This is a genomic window from Methylobacterium sp. GC_Met_2 (assembly GCF_026540795.1).
Classification (GTDB): Bacteria; Pseudomonadota; Alphaproteobacteria; order Rhizobiales; family Beijerinckiaceae; genus Methylobacterium.
Genome location: NZ_JALNUM010000075.1, coordinates 1 through 21,126, shown reverse-complemented (window position 1 = coordinate 21,126; position 21,126 = coordinate 1). Strand labels below are relative to the sequence as shown.

Sequence of the window (21,126 nt, the reverse complement as noted above, 5' to 3'; positions counted from 1 at the left end):
CACGAAATCGGGTGGGAGGCACCGCCGGCTCAGGCCGCTTCTGATGCCGGATCCCCGCCCGCAGCCGAGCGAATCGTTGGATGCCTCACGCTACCATGGCGGCCCGGATAATCAATCGAAACGTGTATTCACGGGTGGGCGAAAACTTATGTCGCGATCGGCCTTCGTAACGAAGTCGGCTACTTCTTGCGCATCAGCAGCACGAGCCAGCCGATCCCGAGGACGAAGATTATCAGGCCGATCGAGACGAAGACCGGCGTGCCGAGGTCGATGAGCCGCGGTGCGAGCTGGGTCGCGAACGCCGCCACCACCAGGGCCACCGCCACCCGGGCGGCGGCGCGCTCGATGCCGCGGGTGAGCTTGTCGAGCCCCTTCACCTCGATCTCGACCGTGACGCGGCCCTGCTTGAGGCGCACCAGCATCAGATGGATCAGGGTCGGCAGCTCGGAGGCCGCCCCGTACAGGCCGACACCGAGCGCCTCGGCCTTCTGCTTGAGGGCGGAGAGCGAGAACTGCGTCTGCATGCTCGCCTTCACGGTGGGGCCAGCCGCCGCGAACAGGTCGAAATCGGGATCGAGGTGGCGCATCACGCCGTCGGCGGTCACCAGCCCCTTGAACAGGATGGCGAGGTCGGTCGGCATGGCGAGGTCGTTCTCGCGGGCCATGTTCATGAAGTCGGTCAGCACGAGCCCGAGATTCAGCGGGATCGAGGAATGGCTCTCCACGAAAGACTGGGCCGAGACCTGGAGACGGGTCAGGTCGGGGTTGCTGGTGCCGGTCCAGTCGAGCAGTACGGCCATCAGGCCATCGGAATCCTGCTTGAGCATCGCGCCGATCAGCACCAGCAGCTGCGATCGGCGGCGCTGCGACAGGCGCCCGATGATGCCGAAATCGATGAAGCCGATCTTGTTGCCCGGCAGCGCCAGCATGTTGCCGGGGTGCGGATCGGCGTGGAAGTGCCCCTCGATCAGCGCCATCTGCAGGAAGGCGTCCGTGCCCTTCTGGGCGAGCAGCTTCTTGTCGAGGCCGGCCGCGCGGAGCGCCGCGTCGTCGTTCGGCGGGATGCCGTGAATGAAGTCCTGCACCAGCACCCGCTCGGAGCAGTGCTCCCAGTGGATCTTCGGGAAGACGATGTCGTCGCGGTCCTCGAAGATCTGCGCCAGCAATTCGCAGTTGCGCGCCTCGTTGAGGAGGTCGAGCTCGCCGTTCAACCCGTCGGCGAGGTGGCGCATCTGCTCCCGCGGCTGGTAGCGGGCCATGTCGGGCCACTCGTTCTCCACGATGCGGGCGCCGTGGGCCATCAGGCGCAGATCCGCCTCGATGATCTTGCGCAGGTTCGGGCGGAGCACCTTGACGATGACGTCCTCGCCCGTGTGCAGCCGCGCCCGGTAGACCTGGGCGATCGACGCCGAGGCGATCGGGTTCGTGTCGAACTCGGCAAACACCTCCTGGGGCGGTGCGCCGAGATCCTGTTCGAGCTGCGGCCCGATCTGTTCCCAGGAGACCGGCACGACTTGGCTGTGAAGCTTCTGCAGCTCCTCGGTCCAGGCCGGTGACAGGAGGTCGGGCCGGCTCGCCAGAACCTGCCCGAACTTGATGAAGGTGGGTCCGAGCGCCTCGATCGCACGGCGCAGCCGCTCCGGCTCCGACAGTCGGGTCACGTCGACCCGGGGCCGTCGGCGCGGCAGCAGGGGCAGATAGCGCAGGCCGAGGCGATCCACGACGCGGGTGACGCCGAAGCCGATCAGGATCGTCGCGATCTCCGACAGCCGCTGGCGGTCGCGGGCGGCAACGAAGGCGGTCTTCAGCATGGAGGGCGCGATCCGGTCCGACGGGATGGAAGAGCGCCCGGACAGCACGAGCATAAGGTCTTTTTTGCGGTCGCGACGCGTGGAAGGTCGCCGCGCCGGTCGTCGAAGGAGTTGCCTCCTCCGTCCGATCAGAAGGCCGGCTCCAGTCCGCTCGCCCGGTAGGCCCCGGCGGCCTCCGGCGTCGTCAGCCCGGCGAGGAAGCGGGCGGCGCCCGTCCGGTCGGTCGCGCCCCGCAGGATCGCGGCCGCGAAGGTCGTCACCTCCTGCACCGGCTCGGGGAAGGGCCCGACCACCTCGATCCCCGGCACCACCATCAATTCGCTGATCTGCTGGACCGCGAGGTCGGCCTCGCCCGACACCAGCTTCTCGGCCGTGAAGCCCTGCGGGATGATGGTGGCCTTGGCGTTCACCGCTTCCGCGAGCCCGAGCCGCGGCAGCAGGCCGGCGAAATAGATCCCGCTGGCGCCGGTGCGCGAATAGGCCACCGAGCGCGCTGCGGTGAGCGTGCGCTTCAGTGCCTCGACGGTGGAGATATCCGGGTGGGGCGTCCCGGCCTTCACGGCGACGCCGTAGCGCGAGCGCACCGCATCGACCCGCGTTTCCGGCTCGACCCGGCCGTCCGCGAGCAGGCGGTCCATGGCGTCCGACAGGACCAGCACGGCGTCGGCGGTCTCGCCCGCTTCCAGCGCCTTCATGATGACGGCGGTCGGCGCCCAGTGGATCGCCGCCCGGCCGCCCGCCGCCTCGAACGCCGGGATGACATGCGCGTCGAAGGCGCCGCGCACCACCAGGGCGCATTTGAGCCGGGTCGCCGTGTGATCGTCGGTCATGTCGTGATCCATCTTTTTTTTGAAGAGCGGGTCGATCCGACGATCGGGCTCGCAAGCCCGTCCGCTTCTTTCCCTCCCCCGCAGAGGGGGGGGGAGAGCGCGGCAAGTGTGGATCAGGATTTTCCAGAATTCCCCCGGGAATAATCGAGCCCCGTGAATCCGCCGCCCTGGTAGCGCTCCACCACCGGATTGCCGCTGGTCTTGGCTTCCAGTGCCTGCGTGTAGGGATCGGCGCTGTCCTGCGGGGCCCACGCGATGGTGTCGCGCCCATCCCGGCCCCACCACGTCATGCGGCTGTTGTTCGAGGCGCCCCAGATCACGATCGTGCCGTCAGGGCCGAGGCTCGGCGCCAGGGTCGCACGCATGACCAGCCGGGTCATGTCACCGTAGGATAGCCACGTCGCCAGCATCCGCGCGTCTGTGGGCTCCGGGAAGCACGAACCGATCCGCAGGAAGACGCTCTCGACCCCGTGCTTGTCGCGGTACAGGCCGCCCATCAACTCGCCGTAGGCCTTCGACAGGCCGTAATAGCCGTCTGGTCTCAGGGCGCACGCGTCATCGAGCACCGCGGACCGCTCGTGGAACCCGATGGCATGGTTCGAGGACGCGAACACCATCCGCGCGCCCTCCCGCCGGGCGGCCTCGTAGGCGTGGTAGAGGCCGCGGATGTTGGGGCCGATCACCGTCTCGAACGGATGCTCCACCGAGATCCCGCCGAAATGCAGGATCGTGCCACAGCCCTCCGCCAGCCGCAGGATCGCGGGGCCGTCCTCGAGGTCGGCGAGCTGAAAGCGAGCGCCCTCCGGCAGCGGTTCGGGGAAGGGGACACGGTCGGTGAGCCGGAGCGTCCAGCCGGCCTCCCCGAGCGCGCGGGTCAGCACGCGCCCGAGGGCGCCCGACGCACCGGTGAGCAGGACGGGTCTTTGCGGGAGGGTCTCGGCACTCATGGATACTCCGGGGTCAAACGGCCTTGGCCACGTCGAGGGAGGCTGCCGGCTCAGGCAGGCGGGGCCGCCGCACGAAGATCACCATCGCGACGACGCCCGCGGCCGCGACCAGGGCCGCGATCACGAAGGCGCTGGCGTAGCCGCCGAGATACTGCACGGCGAGGCCGGTGGCGGTCGGTCCGATGATGCCCGAGATGTTGCTCAGGAGGTGGATGAAGCCGCTCACTCCGCCGACGCGGGCCTCGGGCACCAACTCGTGGATCGTCGCCCAGCAGGATTGCACGGAACTCGTCAGCATCAGCACGGCCAGCGCGATCAGCGAGACCGCCACCGCGGCATTCGGCGCGGCGTTGACCGCGATCAGCGCGACACCCGCGATGGCGAGCGGGACGATCGTGGTGATCTTCCGGGCGGCGAGCTTGTCGCCCATGCGCTTGTAGAGGTGGTCGGCGACGATGCCGCCCCCGACATAGCCGACGAAGCCGCAGGCCCATGGAATCGAAGCGACCAACGCCATCTGCTGCACCGGCATGTGCAGGGCGTCGGTCAGATAGCTCGGGAGCCACGAGAGGAAGATGTAGAGGGTGTAGTTCACCGCGAACATGCCGAGGCCCAGCGACAGGGTGCTGGGCAGGAACAGGTATTCCTTGAGCGAGCGGGCATGGTCCGACGGCGCGAGATGCGTGACCGCCCGGCTGCGCTCGATCAGGGCGATCTCCTCCGCGCCGACGCGGGGATTGTCCTGGGGCCGGTCGGTCATCAGGAGGCGCCACGCCACCACCCAGAGCAGGCCGACCGCGCCGATCGCCACGAAGGCGACCCGCCAGCCGTACTGGATCGCCAGCAGGCCGACTACGGGGGCCGCGATGGCGCTGCCGACCGTCTGGCCCGAGAAGGTGAAGCCGATGGTCCGGGCGGTCTCCTCGCGGGGGAACCACGTTGTGAGGGTCCGGTTCGTGGTGGAGTTCATCGGCCCCTCGGCGAAGCCGAACAGGGCGCGGACCGCGAACATCTGGGCGAAGCCGGTCACCGCCCCGGTCAGCATGCACAGGACCGACCAGGCGGCGGCGGCCCAACTGTAGACGCTGCGCGGGCCGTACCGGTCGGCGAGCTGGCCGCCCACGAACGCGAACAGGGCGTAGCCGAAGAAGAAGGTCGAGAAGATCACCCCGAGTTCCGAGGGCGACAGGTTGAGATCCTGCTTGACGAACGGCGCCGCCACGCCGAGCGCGGCGCGGTCCATGTAGTTGATGATCCCAGCTATGAACAGCAGGAACGCGATCAGGAACCTGTAGCGCTTGGCGAACATGGGTCTTCCTCCGAGCTTATTGATGGTCTGTTATTTTTATTGTGTTCGATGCTTATCGAGCGGCTACAGAATCGAGACCGGCGAGTCCGTGTCTCCCTCCCCCCTTTGTGGGGGAGGGAAGAGGCGGATCGGTCAGATCTCCATCGCGCGCCTGATAAGTACTTGTGCTTGTTACAAAAACGCGATCGTGCAGGGACTGAGGCTCGGGCGCGTGCCCGTCTTGGTCAGGTCCCCGTTGACGGGATCGATGGCGAACTCCACGAGGCGGTCGCCCTGCTCGTTGGCCACGAGGAGGTGTCGTCCATCCGGCGCCAGAGTCATGAAGCGCGGGTCGCGCCCACCCGCGGGCGTCCAGCCGGTTGGGTCGAGCCGCCCGGCCTCGGCATCCACGCGGAAGCGCGCGATGCCGTCCTGGCCGCGGTTCGACGCGTAGACGGACCGCCCGTCCGGCGTGACCACGATGGCCGCGGCCGTGCTGGCGCTGAAGACGTCCGGCGGAAGGGTCGGAGTGAGATGCAGCGGCGTGAGCGTCCCAGCCTCCGCATCCCAGCGGCAGGTCGCGATACTCGACTCCAGCTCGTTGACCAGAAAGGCGAGGGGGACTCGCGGATGGAACGCGATGTGGCGCGGCCCGGCGCCCGGCCGCATCGCGGTCTCCGACACGATTGCCAGCCGCTCGCCCTCGACCGCCAAGACGAAGACGCGGTCGACACCCTTGTCGGGCACGAGCACGTGCCGCCCGTCCGGCGACAGGACCACGTGGTGTGGGTGGGCGCAGGCCTGCTCGGTTCGGTGCGGGCCCGGATCGCCCGGCAGCGGCAGAACGTTGCACGCTGGCTCAAGCCCGCCATCGGGACGGATCGGCAGGAGGGCAACCGAGCCGCTGGCGTAGTTGGCAACGATCAGAAAGCGCCCGGTCGGGTCGAGGGCCTGATGCACGCTGTTGGTGCCGCCCGTGGCGGCGCTGCCGAGGGCGCCCAGGGTGCCGTCCGGGGCAGCCGCGAAGGCGCTCGCTACCGCGCCGTCACCCTGCACCGTGTAGAGCGCGGCGCGCCGAGGGTCCGTGATCAGGAAGGACGGGTTGGTGAGTCCCTCGACCCGGCCGAGATGCGTCCAGCCCTCCAGCCCGTTCCCGGTGCGGTAGACATCGATGCCCTGGCCGCGTGCCCGGCGCCGCTCGGTGGTGAAGCAGCCGACGAAGGCGAGTCCGAGGGGGGCTGGATCGCTCATGCGGCACTCCGGCTCAGGTCCGGCGTTGGACGCGGCGCAGGAAATCGGGATTGAGTTCGGACAGGCGGTTGATCCCGATCAGCGCCATGTCGCGGTTGAGCTCCTCCTTGAGGATCCGCATGGCGTGCTCGACACCCGCCGCCCCGCCGAGCGCCGCGCCGAACATGAAGGGCCGGCCGAGCAGGACGAAATCGGCGCCCAGTGCCAGGGCCTTCATCACATCGGTGCCCCGGCGGATGCCGCTGTCGACGATGATCTTCAGCCCGCCCTTCCGGGCCGCGATCTCCGGCAGCACGTCCAGCGGCGCGACGGCGTAGTCGAGCTGGCGGCCGCCATGGGTGGAGAGGATCACGCCATCGGCGCCGCATTCCCGGGCGATCTCGACATCCTCGGGCGCAAGCAGGCCCTTCACCAAGAGATTGCCGGTCCAGCGCTTGCGGATCGCCTCCAAATTCTTCCACGAGAGCTGGTCGCGCGCGATGGTGTTGCGCACTGCGCCCTGGGACATCATCGGTGGCCCGCGCTCGGCCTCCGTGTTCTCGAAATGCGGCGCGCCGTGTTTCAGGAAGGTGCGTGCGACGGTGCCCAGGAGCCAGCGCGGGTGGGTCGCGCTCTGCCACGCGACCTTGGGCGTGACCTTGATCGGCATGGAGAAGCCGCTGCGGGTGTTGTGCTCGCGGTTGCCGAGCGTCGGCGTGTCGGCGGTGACCACGAAGGTCCGGTAGCCGGTGGCGGCGACCCGATCGAGGAGGCGGTCGATCCGGTTCTGGTCGCCCGGCAGGTAGCCCTGGAACCATGCCTGCGGGTTCTGGGCGAAGACGTCCTCCAGCTTGATCAGCGAGGAGGCGCTGAGACACATCGGCAGGTTCATCCGCCGCGCGCCCTCGGCAAGCGCGAGGTCGCCCCGGTAGGCGATGAAGGCGGCGCCGCCGAGCGGGCCGATCCCGAACGGCGCCGCGTAGGTCTGGCCGAACAGCGTGGTGGCGGTGTCCCGCGCCGACGTGTCCCGCATCAGCCGGGGGACGAGAGCATAGTCGGCATAGGCGCCGCGGCTCTGCGCCAGCGCCGATCCGGTCTCGACCCCGCCGGAGACGTACTGGAAGATCATCGGCGGCAGGAGCCGCTTGGCGTGCCGCTCGAAATCGTCGAGCGCCAGCAGGTCGCGGAACCGGTAGGGCGTGACCGCGTCGCTGCGTTTCAGGCTGGTGACGAGCGCCTGCGGCCCGGCGATGCCCGGCGCGGCGGCGTCGGCCCCGCCCACGGTCGGCGCCTCGCGTTCGGGCGCTCCGTGTCTGGAGGCCGGGTGGTCGAGCGTCGCCATGGGTCCTCCCTCAGGGCCGCCGCGAGGCGCGGTTTTGAAAGCGCTTTCAGATAGCCAGCCGGGCGCGAGAGTGTCAATATAGTGCTGGACAAGCCGAAGCAGGGGGGAGAAGAAATCGGTGCTGGATCTGCCGGACGACATCCTCAAACCGCTGGGGCGCAGCCCGGTGGCGCGGGACGTGGCCCGCCGCGCCGGCGTCTCCACCGCGACGGTCTCCCGGGTGTTGAACGGTTCCGCCGGGGTCCGGGCCGACAAGCGCGAGGCCGTGATGCGCGCCGCGCAGGATCTCGGCTTCGTTGCCAACGGCGCCGCAAAGGCGCTCTCGACGCGCCGGTTCATGGCGGTGGGCGCGGTCGTGCCCAACATCGAGAACGAGGCGTTCGTACGCGTCTTATCGAGCGTGCAGGACCGGCTGCGGCAGGCGGACTACACCCTCATCGCCGCCAATGCCGGCTACGACCTGGACGACGAGCTGCGCGAGGCGACCTTCCTGCTGGAGCGGGGCATCGACGGGCTGATGCTGGTGGGCGACATCCACCACCCGGATCTCCACGCGCGGATCACCCGCTCGGGCATCCCGATGGTGCAGACCTTCAGCCTGTCGCGGGAGCATCCCTGCGTGGGGTTCGACAACGCCGCCTCTGCGGCGCGGGCAGCCAACTACCTGATGGATCTCGGCCATCGCCGGATCGGAGTGATCTCCGGCCTGCGCAAGGACAACGACCGCGGCGGCGCCCGCGTGACCGGCATCGCCCAGGCACTCGCCGCCCGCGGCCTGCGGCTGGCGCCCGAGCACGACATCGAGATCTCCTACGGGATCGGCGGCGGTCGGGATGGCTTCCGCCAGATGCTGGCGGGCGGTTCGCCGCCAAGCGCCATCATCTGCGGCACCGACCAGATCGCCTTCGGGGCGATGATCGAGGCCCGCGCCCGCGGGCTCTCGGTGCCGGGCGACCTGTCGGTGATCGGCCACAACGATTCCGATTTTTCGCCATTTCTCGATCCGCCGCTGACGACGATCCGCATCCACTCCGCCGAGATCGGCCATGCCGCCGGCGACCATCTGATCGCCCGGATCCAGGGGCGTCCGGTGGTGCGGCTCACCGAGATCGACGCAGAGCTGATCCTACGCGCCAGCACGGCGCCGCCCCGGCGCGGCGACGGGTAATGTGCGCTATTGTGCCACCGATTTGAAATCGCTTACAACGCGTGAGCCGCCCCCCGCGCTTAACCCGGAAGATCTGATGGCGCCCCGCATCGTCCTCCTGCACGCGACGCCGGTCGCCATGGCGCCGATCCAGGCCGCGTTCGCCGAAAAATGGCCCGAGGCCGAGACCGTGAACCTCCTCGATGACGGCCTGTCGGCGGACCGAGCGAAGGAGCCCGGCGCCATCTCGGAGGGCATGATCGAGCGCTTCATGCGGTTCGGCCGCTACGGCCACGACATGGGCGCGGACGGCATCCTGATCACCTGCTCGGCCTTCGGGCCGGCGATCGACCGGCTGATCGAGACGGTGCCGGTTCCGGTGCTCAAGCCCAACGAGGCGATGTTCCGCGCTGCGATCGCGAAAGGGCAGCGCATCGGCATGCTGGCGACCTTTGGCCCATCCATCGGCACGATGACCGACGAGTTCGAGGAGTTCGTGGGCCAGTCAGGGCGTCCGGCCACCCTGCGGACGATCCTGGTGGACGACGCCATGGCGCGCCTGCGGGCGGGCGATACCGAGACGCACAATCGCCTGATTGCAGAGCGTGCACCGGAACTGGCCGATTGCGATGCGATTATGCTGGCGCATTTCTCCACCTCCCGGGCCGCCGACGCGGTGCGGAAGGCCGTGTCCGTCCCTGTCCTGACCGCGCCCCACGCCGCGGTGGACCGGATGCGTGCCACGCTCGAGACCGGCCGGAGCGCCTGACCCATGAAGCTCGGTGCCTTCCAGGACCGCCTCAGCGGCCATTGCGGCTTCCTGTTCACGGAGCTGCCGCTCTCTGAGCGCTTCGCAGCGGCCGCGAAAGCCGGTTTCCGGGCGGTCGAGCACCCGAACCTGTTCGCGACGCCGGCCAGGGAGGTGGCAGGCTGGTTGGAGCGGGCCGGCGTCCCGCTGGTCCAGACCGGCTTCCCGGCGGGCGACGCCTCCAAGGGCGAGAAAGGTTTTGCCGCTTTGCCCGACAAGGTGGCGTATTACCGCTCCACGATCGCGCCGACGCTGGACTACGTCGAGCAGCTCGGCTGCCGCATGGTCCACCCGATGGCGGGCGTCCGGCCCCCGGGGGTCGAGCACGCGAAGCTCTGGGGCACATATCTCGAAAACCTCGCCTTCGCGGCTGATGCCGCCAAGGCACGCGGCATGACGGTGATCGTCGAGCCGATCGGCCCGGGTTCGATCGGCAACTACGTGATCGACGATCCGCTGGTGGCGGTGGATGCGATCCGAACCATCGGCCGTGACAACGTCAAGCTGCTGTTCGACGCTTATCACTGCGTCTGCCTGGGCCACGACCCGGCGGCTTTGATCCGCGCGCATGCGCCGCTCATCGCCCACGTCCAGATCGCCGACGATCCCGGCCGGCACGAGCCCGGGACCGGCACGATCGCGTTCGACCCGATTTTCGCGGCGCTGGATGAGGTGGGGTATGCCGGCTTCGTCGGCTGCGAGTATCATCCGCAGGCGGGGACCGAGGCGGGGCTCGGGTGGATGCGGACTGCGCTCTAGTGCTCTGACGCATTCACTTTGTTCATGCGAGTGAGCACTAGTTCTTTGGTTTTGCATCAATTTTTCCAGACTCGGCTGACGCCTCCGTCTGGATCGATGCACTAGCGGGACGCCAGATTTAGGAACTCCAAATCCCACCCTCATCCCGAGGGCGCCGGAGCACAACGGAGGCCTCGAAGGAGCCCTCCAGATAGCACTACGATCCCTGGAGCCCTGCTTCGAGGCCCGCTGACGCGGGCACCTAAGGGCGAGGTGGACGGATGGCTCAGCGCCTTATGACGGTCGCCGCCTGTAGCTCAGCCCAGTAGCCGCGCCCGCTGCTTCAGCACCGCCGGCCAGACCTCCGGGTTGACCAATCGAGGTGGGAACTCGCCCCTCAGCAAACCGATGATCTGCTCCGCGCCCCAGGCAGCGACGTTGCTGCGTGCCTCGTGGGTGACGCCGGCCGTGTGGTAGGTCGCCACCACCGTGTCGCGCTGAAGCAGCGCCGAGCCCAGCGGCGGCGGCTCCGGCGCCCAGACGTCGAGCCCCGCACCGGCCAGATGTCCGGAGGTCAGCGCTTGCGCGAGCGCGGCTTCGTCGTGGATGCCGCCCCGGGCGGTGGTGATGAACAGCGCCCCCGGCTTCATCGCCGCGAAGGTCTTGGCGTCGAAACTGCCGCGGGTCGTGTCGTCGAGCGGGCAGTGGAGGGAAACAATGTCGGATTCGGCCAGCAACCGCGCCCGCTCCACCGGTTCCGCCCCGCGGTCCCGGATCTCGTCATCTGCCAGCAGCGGATCGTAGGCCAGGACCCGCATGTCGAAGCCGCGGGCGAGCTTGGCCACCGCGCGGCCGGTATGCCCGATTCCGACGAGACCCAGCGTCGCGCCGCCGATCTCGTGGCCCATCAGCGATTCCCGCGAGAAGCCCCGCGCGGTCCGGAGCAGCCGGTCGGAGACGCAGATCTTCCGCGAGACGGCGAGCATCAGGCCGATCGCCAGCTCCGCCACCGACCGGGCGTTGCCGCCGGCCTGATTGACCACCGCGACGCCGGCCCGGGTGCACGCGTCTGCGTCGACCGTGTCGAAGCCCGCGCCGCCCGAGGAGACGGCCAGCAGATTCGGGCATTCCGCCAGCAGGGCGTCGGTGACATGCCAGCGGCGCGGCAGCTCGTCCCGCGCGGGCGAAACGTGGAAGACGTGCGCCTCGCGCAAAAGCCCCAGCAGCGCGTCCTCCGGTCCCTGCAGATCGCCGACCTGCAGGTCGATGTCAGGCTCGGCCCTCAGCCGCTCGTCGAAGACCGGGTTGATCCAGACGTTGAACCGGCAGACGCGCTTGAGGGCTGCCACAGGGTCAGCCCTTCACCACCGCGTCGATCGCGTCGATGACGTGGTCGATGTTGTGGGTGTTCACCGCGGCCACGCAGATCCGGCCGGTCTCCAGCGCGTAGACCTCGTGCTCCTCGCGCAGGCGGGTGGCCTCGGCGGGGCTCAGGCCCGTGTAGGAGAACATGCCCTTCTGCGTCTTGATGGCGTCGAAGCCGCGCTCGGGGTGGCGCTGCTGCAGGCTGTCGGCCATCCGCTCGCGCATCGCGCGGATCCGCTCGCGCATCTCGGCGAGTTCCCGCTCCCAGTCGGCGCGCAGCTCCGGATCGGTGAGCACGATCTCGACGATGGCGGCGCCGTGGGTGTGGGGGTTCGAGTAGCTCGCCCGCACCAGCCGCTTGGCAAAGCCCTCGACCTTCGCCTTCGCGGCCGGGTTCTCGGCCACGATGGTGAGCGCGCCGACGCGCTCGCCGTAGAGCGAGAACGACTTCGAGAACGAGGAGGCCACAAGGAATTCCTGGCCCGACTCGGCGAACAGGCGCACCGGCTCGGCATCGGCGTCGAGGCCGTTGCCGAAACCCTGGTAGGCGATGTCGAGGAACGGGATCAGCCCGCGCTCGGCCATCAGGGGCACGAGGTCGCGCCATTCATCGAGGCTGAGATCGGCGCCGGTCGGGTTGTGGCAGCAGGCGTGCAGCACCACGATCGAGCCCTTTGCCATATCCTGGAGATAGGCCTTCATGGCTGGGTAGTCGGCCCCGCCGGTCTCGGCCGAGAAGTAGGGGTAGTCGACCACGGTGAACCCGGCCTGGGTGAACAGCGCCTTGTGGTTCTCCCAGCTCGGGTTGCTCACCGCCACCTGGGCGTTCGGATAAAGCTTGGCCAGCACGTCCGCGCCGGTCTTCAGCGCGCCGGTGCCGCCGATGCTCTGGAGTGTCGCGGTGCGGTTCTGCGATAGGATCGGCGCGCCCTTGCCGAACAACAGCTCCTGGACCGCGTCGCGGAACGGCTTGGTGCCCTCGATCGGCCGGTAGGTCTTCGGCAGGCCCTTCTCGATCCAGCGCTTCTCGGCCGTCTGCACGGCACGCAGGCGCGGCACCTTGCCGTCCGCATCCGTGTAGACGCCGACCACGAGGTTGAGCTTCTTCGGGCTCGGATCGGCGTTGAACGCCTCGAACAGGCGCATGATCGGGTCGAGCGGCGCGTCCTGGATGCCGGCGAACAGCGAGGTCATGATCGTCAATCGTCCCAGAGGGTCTTGGTCGGCGACGCGTCGGCGCGCCAGCAGGCCCGGCGTCGGGCCGGGGCGACGCCCTTATTCCGCACATCGCGCTCGCCCGCCAGCGCTTCCGCGCGTATCTGCATGCTGACACGCCCACAGGGTGCATAGCCCGTTGCCGGCCGGACGGCCTCGGCCGGGCAGGGAAAGGAAGCGAAAGGAAGCGCCTCTTTCGGAAACCCAGTGCCGGGCCGTAGAGTGCCGCCATGATCCGACACCTCGCTTTGGCCCTCGCCGGCCTCCTCGCCACGGCCGCGACGCCGGCCGCCGCGCAGGCGCCGGTGCGGATCGGCCTCTCGGCCCCGCTCTCGGGCCCGGACGCCGCCTTCGGCCAGGGCCTCCGGCAGGGGGCCGAGCAAGCGGTGGCCGATCTCAACCGGGCGACCGGCGGGCGCCCTCGGTTGGTCTTGCTGCCTGCCGACAATGGCGGGGATGCCAAGCAGGCCATCGCCGTAGCCCGGAAATTCACGGCCGACGGGGTGCGTCTCGTGGTCGGGCCGTTCGAATCCGGCGCGGTCGCCGCCGCCTCGCCCGTCTACGAGGAGGCCGGCGCCGTGCTGGTCACGACGGGCGCGAGCTATTCGCCGCTCACCGGCCGCGGCCTCTGGAACACATTCCGGCTGGGGCCCAGCGACGCGCAGCAGGGCCGGGCCGCCGGGGCTTACCTCGCCAAAACCTTAGCCGGCCGCCGGGTCGGCATCCTCAACGACCGCTCGACCTTCGGCCGCGGCCTCGCCGACGCGGTGGCGGCGCAGCTGAAGGAGGCCGGTGCGCCGGAGGTGCTGTTCGACAGCTTTCCCCGCGGCACGCGCGACCTCTCGGATCTCATCGCCCGGATGAAGGCGGCGCGGATCGAGGCGGTCTATTTCGGCGGTCTCTCCCCCGAGGCCGCGACCCTGCTGCATGCGATGCGGCAGGCCGGGCTCGGCGCCACCCTGGTGGCGAGCGACGGCATCCTCGATCCCGGCTTCGCAACGGCGGCCGGCCCGGCGGGCGAGGGCACCGTCATGACGCTCGCCCCCGATCCGCCACGCCTGCCCGATCCCCGGGGCGGCCGGGTGGCCCCGCGCAGCCCCGAGGCGGAGAGCGTCGCGGCCGGCGCCTACGCGGCGGTGGAATTACTCGCCCAGGCGGTCGAGCGCGCCCGCGCGGCCGATCCGAAGACGGGTAAGATCGCCGACGGTCGCAAGGTTGCCGAGGCGTTGCGCAACGGTCAGACGGCCCGCACCGTGCTCGGGGCGGTCGGCTTCGACGCAAGGGGCGATCGGATCGGCGACCGCACCGGCGGTCCCATCGTGCTGCGGGTGTGGCGGCGGACGCCGGACGGCCGCCTCGATTATGCCGGGCACGAACCCGCCGAGCCCTGAAAGCCGGCGCATTGTGTCGATGACGGAACTCTGAGTCGCTGCCGCGACTTGCGGCCGGTTCCCGCGGCGACTACATGCGGGCGTGCCGCTGAGCTGGCGCGGGCGGTCCGTCGGATCGGATCCGCGCCCTGCGGCGTTTCCCGAGCTCGATCATAAACCGAGACGTATTGCCGGAACGCCTGCTGCCGGACGGTCCGACTGGAGAAGGTGCATGGCAAAAGAAGAATTGATGCAGTTCGATGGTCTCGTCATCGAGATCCTGCCGGATGCGCGTTACCGCGTGCAGCTCGACCAGGGCCATGAGATCGTGGCCTACACGGCCGGCAAGATGAAGAAGAACCGCATCAAGACGCTGGCGGGGGACCGGGTCACCGTCGAGATGTCGCCCTACGATCTCGAGAAGGGCCGCCTCGTGTTCCGCCACAAGGACGAGCGTTCCTCCGGCCCGCGGCCGCAGGTGCGCGGCGGCCAGTTCCGCCGCCGTTGAGTTCGGAGCGGGCGGCCCACGCGGCCGCACGCGCTTACGGCCTGCTCACACTCACGGCGCTGCTCTGGGCCGGCAACGCCGTCACCAGCCGCTGGGCACCCGGGCATATCTCGCCCCAGGTCATCACGACGCTGCGCTGGGCCGTGGCCTGTGCGGTGCTGGTGCCCTTCGCCGGACGCAAGCTCGCCGCGGCATGGCCGCTGCTTCGTCCGCACTGGCTGCGCATCCTGCTGATGGGCGGCCTCGGCTATACGGCCTTCAACTGCCTGTTCTACGCCGCCGGCGCCTATACCGGGGCGATCAACCTCGCCCTGTTCCAGGGGGCGATCCCGGTGCTGGTGATCCTCCTGAACCGCGTGGCCTACCGGATCCCGGTCACGGCCGGGCAGATGGCAGGTGTGGTTCTCACCCTGATCGGCGCAGGCTTGGCCGCGACCCATGGCGACCTGGCCGTGCTCACGCACCTCGCCTTCAACCGCGGCGACGTGCTCGTCTTCGGCGCCTGCCTGCTCTACGCGGGCTACACGATCTTCTTGCCGACCCGGCCGAAGGTCCCGGGGCTGGCCTTCTTCGCCGCCATGGCGGTCGCAGCCCTGCTGACCTCGCTGCCGCCGCTGGCGGTCGAATGGGCGAGCGGGCACGCCGTCTGGCCGGGCCCGGAGGGCTGGGCCATGGTGGCCTTCGTCGGCCTCGGGCCCTCGCTCCTGGCGCAGCTCTTCTTCATGCGCGGGGTTGAGTTGATCGGCCCGAACCGGGCCGGCCTGTTCGTCAACCTCGTGCCGATCTTCGGCGCGATCCTCGCCGTCCTGCTGGTCGGCGAGCCGTTCGGAGCGACGGAAGGGATCGCGCTGGCGCTGGTGCTCGGCGGCATTGCGTGCGCCGAGCGGCTGAAGCCGGGGCGGGCCGTCGAGCCCGCGCCGGGGGCGACTTACTCGCAGACGCGGACGCGGCGGATGTAGACGTCGCCGTAGGGATCGACCGTCCGGCGGCGCTCGAAATGGCAGACCGGGCCGTAATCCTCTTCGACGTAGACCGGCGGCGGGGCGCGGTAGACCGGGCGGCCCGGGTAATAGCCGTTGTTGGACGACGCGATGGCGCCGCCGACCGCGAGGCCGCCGAGCACGCCGAGCGCAGCCGCGCCGCCGGCCCCGATGCCGTCGCGGGCCTGAGCGGCCGGCGCCAACGTGGCGAGGCTCCCGACGACGAGGCTCGTCGCGAGTAGGTACTTCATGACATCCCCCTGGAAGCAGGCGATTCGTGCCGAACATCGGCACAGTCCTGCTAACACGCCTGAGCTTTGGGGCGTTTGTTCGGCCGCACATGACCGGATTGAGCGGCTTGACGTGGGGTGTTCCGCCGCACCACACCGGCTCGATCGGGCGCGCAGCGGAGGCCGGCATGGTGACACGGGGTTTCGTCGGGCGCAGGCAGCCGCCCGAGACCGGCGCGCGCCTGCCGCCGGGGCAGTATCTGACCGATGATTTTCCGATCCTGCAGATCGGCCCGAACCCGACGGTCGATCGTGCCACGTGGCAGTTCACGCTGCGCGAGGGCTCCCGCCCGATCAAAACGTGGAGCTGGGAGGCGTTCGAGGCGCTGCCCCGGACTACGTGGAACGGAGACATCCACTGCGTCACCAAATGGTCGAAGTTCGACACCGCCTGGGAGGGCGTGAGCTTCGACGACCTGCTGGCCGATGCCGGGATCGCGGCGCCGACGCCGTTCCTGCTGGCGGAATCCTATGACGACTACACGACCAACGTGCCGGTGGCTGATCTGGTCGGTGGGCAGGCCCTGGTGGCGACGCGCTACGCCGGCCAGCCGATCCACCCGGACCACGGCGGCCCGGCGCGGCTGTTCGTGCCGCATCTCTATTTCTGGAAGAGTGCCAAATGGGTGAAGGGCCTGCACTTCACCAAGACCGACACCGCCGGCTTCTGGGAGCTGCGCGGCTATCACATGTACGGGGATCCTTGGCGTGAGCAGCGCTACACCGGTGACTGAGGCGATCGTCTTCCGCTGGCACCGGGCCGCGATCACGGCGATCGCGCCGGTCACGCCCCACGTGACGAGCGTCCGGCTGCGCTGTCCGCTGGCGGAAACCTATCGCGCCGGCCAGCATGTCGATGTCCGGCTCACCGCCGAGGACGGGTATCAGGCGCAGCGCAGCTACTCGATCGCCTCGGCGCCGGATGGCAGTGGCACCCTGGAACTGTTGATCGAAGGCCTGCCGGACGGCGAGGTCTCGGGTTGGTTCACCGGAATCGCCGCGGTGGGCGATCAGGTTGAGCTGCGTGGGCCGATCGGCGGCTCGTTCTCCTGGGATGGACCCGATGGTGGCCCAGTGCTCCTGGGCGGCGGCGGCTCCGGCGTGGTCCCCTTGTTGGCGATGCTGCGGCGGCGGGCCCAGGGCTGGCGGGAGATCCCAGCGGCTTTGATCTACTCGGTCCGGACCCGGGCCGAGGCGATCGCGCTCACTGAGCTGGAGCGGCTGGCGGCGGAGGACGCGAGCTTCTCGCTTCACCTCGCGACGACGCGCGAGCCGGGGGGCAAGCGGATCGATGCCGCCCTCGTCGCAGACGCGCTGCGCCGGACTGGGCCGCCCGGAAAGGTGTTCCTCTGCGGCTCGAACCGCTTCGTGGCGGCGGCCTCCGACCTGATCGTGGCGGCCGGCGTGGCGCCGGGAATCATCCGCACCGAGCGGTTCGGGGCGTGAGTCCGCCGATCACGGACTGAAGATCAGCACGAGGTAGACGAAGAACAGCACGAGGTGCACCGCGCCCTCCAGCACCGTGGTGCGCGTGCCGGAAAACGTCTGGGCGCTGAGGATCAGCGTCACGGCGAGCAAGGTCATCTCGGTGGGCTTGAGGCCGAGCACCACCGTCTGGCCGGTGAGCAGCCCGATGGCCAGGACCGCCGGCACGGTCAGGCCGACCGTCGAGGTCGCCGCGCCCAGGCACAGGTTGATCGCCCGCTGCAATTCATTGCGGGCCACCGCCTTCAGCGCCGAGATTCCCTCCGGGGTGAAAACGATGGCGGCGATCAGCACGCCGCCGAGCGCCGAGGGAGCGCCCAGCGCGGCGATGCCGTGATCGAGAATCACCGCGAGGCTCTTGGCCAGGATCACGATCGGCACGACGTTGGCGAGAAGCAGGCCGATCGGCTTGGCGATGCTGCCGCCCGACTCGGAGGCGGCACCGGCCGGTGGCTCCGCGTCCCGGGCCTCCGCGTCGATGAAGAACTCGCTGTGCCGGCCGGTCTGAATCACCAGGAACACCCCGTAGAGCGCCAGGGTGAACACCGAGAAGGCCACGGCCTGGAGGGTCGTCAGCGTGCCGTCGCTGGTCGAGCTGGTGAAGTTCGGGATGACGAGTGCGATGGTGGTGAGCGGAATGATCACCGCCATGAAGGCGGATGCCCCCTGCAGGTTGTAGCGCTGCTGGTGATGGCGCAGGCCGCCGACCAGCAGCCCGAGCCCGACCACGCCGTTCAGCACGATCATCAACACGGCGAACATCGTGTCGCGGCCGAGCGTCGGCGCGTCCTTGGCCGAGAGCATCACGGCCGAAATCAGCGCGACCTCGATGATCACGATGGCGAGCGTCAGCACCAGGGTGCCGAGCGGCTCGCCCAGCCGGTGGGCAATCGCCTCCGCCTCGTACACGACGCCGAAGGCCGCCCAGACGATCGCCCCCAGCAGCCACGCGAACAGCGCCCCGGCGACGAGCGGCTGCGACAGGTCGGCGAGCCAGCCCTTGCCGAACCACGCGAAGGCGAGAACCGTCATCCAGGCCACCGCCACCCGCAGGAGTCCGATCATGTCCGTGCCGTTCTCCTGACCGGCCGCATTGGCCCTGCCACCTCCACGATTGGACCATGTCTTAGTCCATTTGCGTGACGCGACCAGAGGCGATCCGGGAGGATGCGATGCGGGTATCCGTGACCGACGCCAAGGCACAGCTCACCGAACTGGTCCGGCGCGCGGAGGCCGGCGACGACGTGATTCTGACCCGGCACGGCCAGCCCGTGGTTCGCCTGACCACCGTGGTGCCTAAGCCCGATCTCGCCGCACGCGGCGCAATCATCGCGGCCCTGCAAGCCGCGGCTGCCGCCAAGCTCGCACCGGCGCCCGACGCAGCCCGAAGCCAGGATTACCTTTACGGGGACGACGGCCTGCCGGGATGATCGTCATCGATACATCGGCGCTGATGGCGATTCTCCTGAGAGAGCCGGAGGCGGAGCGGTGTAGCGCCATCATTCAGCGCGAAGAGCGGCTTCTGATGTCGGCGGCCACGTTGGCCGAGGCCCTGATCGTCTCTGCCCGTCGGAGCATCGACGACGAGATGAACACCCTCATCGAAGCGCTCGCCATCGAGATCGTGCCGGTGACCGCCGCTGCGGCGCGCCGCATTGCCGGACTCTATCGGCGCTGGGGGAAAGGGTCTCATCCGGCCGGCCTCAACTTCGGCGATTGCTTCGCGTATCACCTCGCGAAGGAACAGGATTGCCCACTGCTCTTTGTCGGCCGGGATTTCAGACAAACCGACCTTCGCACCCTGGATTGAGCCGGTGCAACCGCCCCATGCTGCGGCGGGAGTGGTCAGCGGGCCCGGTTGGCGTTACCGTAAGGCGACCCGAATAAAGTCCGGTGCCAGAACTCTTCGCCGCGCGATGGCGCGCAGCCGAGTGCGGCGCGGCCGTTGAGAGTTTCTAAAACTTGCCTTTCCCGACCTTGCCCGCCCCCCTCGCGCGGGCCCTATCCGAACGCGGCTACGCCGATCCCACCCCGGTCCAGGCCGCGGTGCTGGAGGCGGCAGCCGGTGCACGCGACCTCCTCGTCTCGGCTCAGACCGGCTCCGGCAAGACGGTGGCGTACGGCCTCGCCATGGCCGGCATGCTCATGGGCGACGCCGAGGCCCTCCCGCCCGCGGCGGCCCCGCTCGCCCTCGTGATCGCGCCGACCCGGGAGCTCGCGCTCCAAGTGCAGCGCGAACTCTTGTGGCTCTACGGCCCGGCCGGTGGCCGGATCACCGCTTGCGTGGGCGGCATGGATCCCCGGCGGGAGAGCCGTATGCTCGCCGACGGCACCCACATCGTGGTCGGCACGCCGGGGCGTCTGCGTGATCACTTGGAGCGGCGCAATCTCGATCCGACCGCTTTGCGCGCCGTGGTCCTCGACGAGGCCGACGAGATGCTCGATCTCGGCTTCCGGGAGGATATCGAGTTCATCCTCTCGGCGACCCCGCCGGAGCGGGCGACCTACCTGTTCTCCGCGACCCTGCCGAAGGCGATCGAAACGCTGGCCGAGCGTTACCAGCGCGGCGCCCTGCGGCTCGCGATCAAGAGCGAGACCCGGGGTCACGCCGACATCGCCTATCGGGCGGTACGGATCATGCCGCGGGAGACCGAGCACGTGGTGCTCAACCTCCTGCGCGAGGCGGATGCCGCGACTGCGATCGTGTTCTGCAACACCCGCAACGCCGTCCGCCATCTCCAGGCGAACCTGACCGAGCGCGGCTTCTCGGTGGTGGCGCTCTCGGGCGAACTCGGCCAGGGCGAGCGCAACGCGGCGCTCCAGGCCCTGCGCGACGGTCGCGCCCGGGTCTGCGTCGCCACCGACGTCGCCGCTCGCGGCATCGACCTGCCGTCGCTCAGTCTCGTGATCCACGCGGACCTGCCGCACGATGCCGAAGTGCTGCAGCACCGCAGCGGCCGCACCGGCCGCGCCGGACGCAAGGGCACCTCGGTGCTGTTGATCCCGAATTCCCGGCGGCGCCGGGCCGAGCAGATGTTCGCCATGGCCAAGGTGAGCCCCGAATGGTCGGGGCCGCCCTCGGCCGACGAGATCCGGCGTCTCGACGGCGAGCGCATGCTCGAAGACCCGCTCTTCGCCGAGCCCCCCGCCGAAGAGGATATCGCGCTGGCCGAGACGCTGCTCGCCGGCAAGAGCCCGGAGGAATTGGCGGCGTTGCTGGCCCGCGTCTACCGCACCCGCCTGCCGGCCCCCGAGGAGGTCAGCGACCCCGGTGAGGGCCGGGCCCCCCGGGGCGAGCGTCCGCCCTACGACCCGATGGATCCCGAGCGGATCGCCTCCATGGGGCCTGCGGTCTGGTTCCGGCTCAACCTCGGCCGCCGCGACAATGCCGATCCGCGCCGCCTGCTGCCGATGCTGACACGCCGGGGCGGCATCGACCGCCAGGAGATCGGGGCGATCCGGATCTTCGATCGCGAGACCAAGTTCGAGGTGCGCGGCAACGCGGCGGCACGCTTCGCTGAAGCCTTCGCCCGCAACGGCTCGCCGGAGATCCAGATCGAGGCGATCGCGGGGGATGCCGCACCGACTGAGCGTCAGGGCCGTTCGGCTGGTCCCGGTGGCCCGAAGGGCTACGCGAGCCCCCGCGCCGGCAAGCATCAGCGCAAGGCCGAGCAGTCCGGCCCGCGTCCCGAGCACAAGCCGGGCCGCCATACGGGCCGCGGCTGAGGCCGAAGCGTCCGCCGGCGCTGGCTTGCGGATTTACACGTCTCGC

The 21,126-nt window shown here is 69.5% G+C and carries 22 protein-coding genes; 11 read left to right on the top strand and 11 right to left on the bottom strand.

Annotated features, from left to right (window positions below; translation table 11 throughout):
* Positions 1–179: 179 nt before the first annotated feature.
* From OXS49_RS22060 to OXS49_RS22035, 6 genes are all read right to left on the bottom strand, one after another.
* Positions 180–1,811, bottom strand: coding sequence for an AarF/UbiB family protein (locus OXS49_RS22060; RefSeq protein WP_243918010.1), 1,632 nt, complete (start codon positions 1,809–1,811; stop codon positions 180–182).
* A 128-nt stretch (positions 1,812–1,939) separates the two neighbouring features.
* Positions 1,940–2,641 carry a substrate-binding domain-containing protein gene (locus tag OXS49_RS22055; protein ID WP_267426710.1) on the bottom strand — a complete coding sequence of 234 codons (702 nt, stop codon included), beginning with the start codon at positions 2,639–2,641 and terminating at the stop codon, positions 1,940–1,942.
* 113 nt (positions 2,642–2,754) lie between these two features.
* Complete coding sequence (locus tag OXS49_RS22050) at positions 2,755–3,588, bottom strand: NAD(P)-dependent oxidoreductase (RefSeq protein ID WP_267426709.1); 834 nt, start codon at positions 3,586–3,588, stop codon at positions 2,755–2,757.
* 13 nt (positions 3,589–3,601) lie between these two features.
* A complete protein-coding gene (locus OXS49_RS22045) occupies positions 3,602–4,897 on the bottom strand; it encodes an MFS transporter (protein WP_267426708.1) in 1,296 nt (431 codons plus the stop codon).
* A 171-nt stretch (positions 4,898–5,068) separates the two neighbouring features.
* Complete coding sequence (locus OXS49_RS22040) at positions 5,069–6,127, bottom strand: lactonase family protein (protein ID WP_267426706.1); 1,059 nt, start codon at positions 6,125–6,127, stop codon at positions 5,069–5,071.
* A 13-nt stretch (positions 6,128–6,140) separates the two neighbouring features.
* On the bottom strand, positions 6,141–7,448 hold the full coding sequence (locus OXS49_RS22035) for an alpha-hydroxy acid oxidase (RefSeq protein ID WP_267426705.1): 1,308 nt from the start codon (positions 7,446–7,448) through the stop codon (positions 6,141–6,143).
* Positions 7,449–7,566: 118 nt separating this feature from the next.
* On the opposite strand from OXS49_RS22035, the gene OXS49_RS22030 reads away from it, so the two are divergent.
* The 3 genes from OXS49_RS22030 to OXS49_RS22020 all read left to right on the top strand — a co-directional run bounded on the left by OXS49_RS22030 (position 7,567) and on the right by OXS49_RS22020 (position 10,162).
* Positions 7,567–8,616 carry a LacI family DNA-binding transcriptional regulator gene (locus tag OXS49_RS22030; RefSeq protein WP_267426704.1) on the top strand — a complete coding sequence of 350 codons (1,050 nt, stop codon included), beginning with the start codon at positions 7,567–7,569 and terminating at the stop codon, positions 8,614–8,616.
* Positions 8,617–8,692: 76 nt separating this feature from the next.
* Positions 8,693–9,364, top strand: coding sequence for an aspartate/glutamate racemase family protein (locus OXS49_RS22025; protein ID WP_267426703.1), 672 nt, complete (start codon positions 8,693–8,695; stop codon positions 9,362–9,364).
* 3 nt (positions 9,365–9,367) lie between these two features.
* Positions 9,368–10,162: a TIM barrel protein gene (locus OXS49_RS22020; protein WP_267426702.1), complete on the top strand. Its 795-nt coding sequence runs from the start codon at positions 9,368–9,370 to the stop codon at positions 10,160–10,162.
* A 296-nt stretch (positions 10,163–10,458) separates the two neighbouring features.
* Here OXS49_RS22020 and OXS49_RS22015 read toward each other — a convergent pair whose 3' ends face one another.
* Genes OXS49_RS22015 through OXS49_RS22005 form a run of 3 tightly spaced genes read right to left on the bottom strand, consistent with a single transcriptional unit; the run spans position 10,459 to position 12,831 of the window.
* Entirely contained in the window at positions 10,459–11,490 is a 1,032-nt protein-coding gene (locus tag OXS49_RS22015) for a hydroxyacid dehydrogenase (protein ID WP_267426701.1), read from the bottom strand.
* Between the two features lie 4 nt (positions 11,491–11,494).
* On the bottom strand, positions 11,495–12,700 hold the full coding sequence (locus OXS49_RS22010) for an amino acid aminotransferase (RefSeq protein WP_244004881.1): 1,206 nt from the start codon (positions 12,698–12,700) through the stop codon (positions 11,495–11,497).
* Positions 12,701–12,705: 5 nt separating this feature from the next.
* The gene (locus OXS49_RS22005; protein ID WP_267426700.1) at positions 12,706–12,831 is read right to left on the bottom strand and encodes a hypothetical protein; all 126 of its coding nucleotides are present in this window, start codon (positions 12,829–12,831) and stop codon (positions 12,706–12,708) included.
* A 120-nt stretch (positions 12,832–12,951) separates the two neighbouring features.
* Between OXS49_RS22005 and OXS49_RS22000 the strand changes: the two genes are divergently transcribed.
* From OXS49_RS22000 to OXS49_RS21990, 3 genes are all read left to right on the top strand, one after another.
* Positions 12,952–14,112, top strand: a complete 1,161-nt coding sequence (locus OXS49_RS22000; protein WP_267426699.1) for a branched-chain amino acid ABC transporter substrate-binding protein — start codon at positions 12,952–12,954, stop codon at positions 14,110–14,112.
* A 211-nt stretch (positions 14,113–14,323) separates the two neighbouring features.
* Complete coding sequence (gene infA, locus OXS49_RS21995) at positions 14,324–14,599, top strand: translation initiation factor IF-1 (protein ID WP_091781030.1); 276 nt, start codon at positions 14,324–14,326, stop codon at positions 14,597–14,599.
* Entirely contained in the window at positions 14,596–15,558 is a 963-nt protein-coding gene (locus OXS49_RS21990) for a DMT family transporter (RefSeq protein WP_267426696.1), read from the top strand. The genes infA and OXS49_RS21990 overlap by 4 nt, the downstream gene beginning before the upstream one ends.
* Here OXS49_RS21990 and OXS49_RS21985 read toward each other — a convergent pair.
* Complete coding sequence (locus OXS49_RS21985) at positions 15,528–15,830, bottom strand: hypothetical protein (protein WP_010682882.1); 303 nt, start codon at positions 15,828–15,830, stop codon at positions 15,528–15,530. The two genes, OXS49_RS21990 and OXS49_RS21985, sit on opposite strands and share 31 nt — an antisense overlap.
* 167 nt (positions 15,831–15,997) lie before the next feature.
* Here OXS49_RS21985 and OXS49_RS21980 point away from each other — a divergent pair, with 167 nt between their 5' ends.
* Together OXS49_RS21980 and OXS49_RS21975 are read left to right on the top strand one after the other, a co-directional pair.
* Positions 15,998–16,603, top strand: a complete 606-nt coding sequence (locus OXS49_RS21980; RefSeq protein ID WP_267426725.1) for a sulfite oxidase-like oxidoreductase — start codon at positions 15,998–16,000, stop codon at positions 16,601–16,603.
* Positions 16,578–17,315, top strand: a complete 738-nt coding sequence (locus OXS49_RS21975) for an FAD-binding oxidoreductase (protein WP_244004889.1) — start codon at positions 16,578–16,580, stop codon at positions 17,313–17,315. The genes OXS49_RS21980 and OXS49_RS21975 overlap by 26 nt, the downstream gene beginning before the upstream one ends.
* A 9-nt stretch (positions 17,316–17,324) precedes the next feature.
* On the opposite strand, the gene OXS49_RS21970 is transcribed toward OXS49_RS21975, so the two are convergent.
* Complete coding sequence (locus OXS49_RS21970; RefSeq protein WP_267426693.1) at positions 17,325–18,419, bottom strand: calcium:proton antiporter; 1,095 nt, start codon at positions 18,417–18,419, stop codon at positions 17,325–17,327.
* Between the two features lie 107 nt (positions 18,420–18,526).
* Here OXS49_RS21970 and OXS49_RS21965 point away from each other — a divergent pair, with 107 nt between their 5' ends.
* The 3 genes from OXS49_RS21965 to OXS49_RS21955 all read left to right on the top strand — a co-directional run bounded on the left by OXS49_RS21965 (position 18,527) and on the right by OXS49_RS21955 (position 21,080).
* Positions 18,527–18,784, top strand: a complete 258-nt coding sequence (locus OXS49_RS21965; RefSeq protein WP_267426692.1) for a type II toxin-antitoxin system prevent-host-death family antitoxin — start codon at positions 18,527–18,529, stop codon at positions 18,782–18,784.
* Positions 18,781–19,164 carry a type II toxin-antitoxin system VapC family toxin gene (locus tag OXS49_RS21960; protein ID WP_267426691.1) on the top strand — a complete coding sequence of 128 codons (384 nt, stop codon included), beginning with the start codon at positions 18,781–18,783 and terminating at the stop codon, positions 19,162–19,164. The genes OXS49_RS21965 and OXS49_RS21960 overlap by 4 nt, the downstream gene beginning before the upstream one ends.
* A gap of 152 nt (positions 19,165–19,316) precedes the next feature.
* Positions 19,317–21,080, top strand: coding sequence for a DEAD/DEAH box helicase (locus OXS49_RS21955; protein ID WP_244004896.1), 1,764 nt, complete (start codon positions 19,317–19,319; stop codon positions 21,078–21,080).
* Positions 21,081–21,126 lie beyond the last annotated feature (46 nt).

Excerpts from the sequence above, each read along its gene's own strand:
- OXS49_RS22010 (WP_244004881.1), bottom strand. The coding sequence starts at position 12,700 with ATGACCTCGCTGTTCGCCGGCATCCAGGACGCGCCGCTCGACCCGATC.
- infA (WP_091781030.1), top strand. The coding sequence starts at position 14,324 with ATGGCAAAAGAAGAATTGATGCAGTTCGATGGTCTCGTCATCGAGATC.
- OXS49_RS22055 (WP_267426710.1), bottom strand. The coding sequence starts at position 2,641 with ATGACCGACGATCACACGGCGACCCGGCTCAAATGCGCCCTGGTGGTG.
- OXS49_RS22000 (WP_267426699.1), top strand. The coding sequence starts at position 12,952 with ATGATCCGACACCTCGCTTTGGCCCTCGCCGGCCTCCTCGCCACGGCC.
- OXS49_RS22060 (WP_243918010.1), bottom strand. The coding sequence starts at position 1,811 with ATGCTGAAGACCGCCTTCGTTGCCGCCCGCGACCGCCAGCGGCTGTCG.
- OXS49_RS22035 (WP_267426705.1), bottom strand. The coding sequence starts at position 7,448 with ATGGCGACGCTCGACCACCCGGCCTCCAGACACGGAGCGCCCGAACGC.
- OXS49_RS22025 (WP_267426703.1), top strand. The coding sequence starts at position 8,693 with ATGGCGCCCCGCATCGTCCTCCTGCACGCGACGCCGGTCGCCATGGCG.
- OXS49_RS21985 (WP_010682882.1), bottom strand. The coding sequence starts at position 15,830 with ATGAAGTACCTACTCGCGACGAGCCTCGTCGTCGGGAGCCTCGCCACG.
- OXS49_RS21960 (WP_267426691.1), top strand. The coding sequence starts at position 18,781 with ATGATCGTCATCGATACATCGGCGCTGATGGCGATTCTCCTGAGAGAG.
- OXS49_RS21970 (WP_267426693.1), bottom strand. The coding sequence starts at position 18,419 with ATGATCGGACTCCTGCGGGTGGCGGTGGCCTGGATGACGGTTCTCGCC.
- OXS49_RS22020 (WP_267426702.1), top strand. The coding sequence starts at position 9,368 with ATGAAGCTCGGTGCCTTCCAGGACCGCCTCAGCGGCCATTGCGGCTTC.
- OXS49_RS22040 (WP_267426706.1), bottom strand. The coding sequence starts at position 6,127 with ATGAGCGATCCAGCCCCCCTCGGACTCGCCTTCGTCGGCTGCTTCACC.
- OXS49_RS21965 (WP_267426692.1), top strand. The coding sequence starts at position 18,527 with ATGCGGGTATCCGTGACCGACGCCAAGGCACAGCTCACCGAACTGGTC.
- OXS49_RS21980 (WP_267426725.1), top strand. The coding sequence starts at position 15,998 with ATGGTGACACGGGGTTTCGTCGGGCGCAGGCAGCCGCCCGAGACCGGC.
- OXS49_RS22005 (WP_267426700.1), bottom strand. The coding sequence starts at position 12,831 with ATGCAGATACGCGCGGAAGCGCTGGCGGGCGAGCGCGATGTGCGGAAT.
- OXS49_RS22050 (WP_267426709.1), bottom strand. The coding sequence starts at position 3,588 with ATGAGTGCCGAGACCCTCCCGCAAAGACCCGTCCTGCTCACCGGTGCG.
- OXS49_RS22045 (WP_267426708.1), bottom strand. The coding sequence starts at position 4,897 with ATGTTCGCCAAGCGCTACAGGTTCCTGATCGCGTTCCTGCTGTTCATA.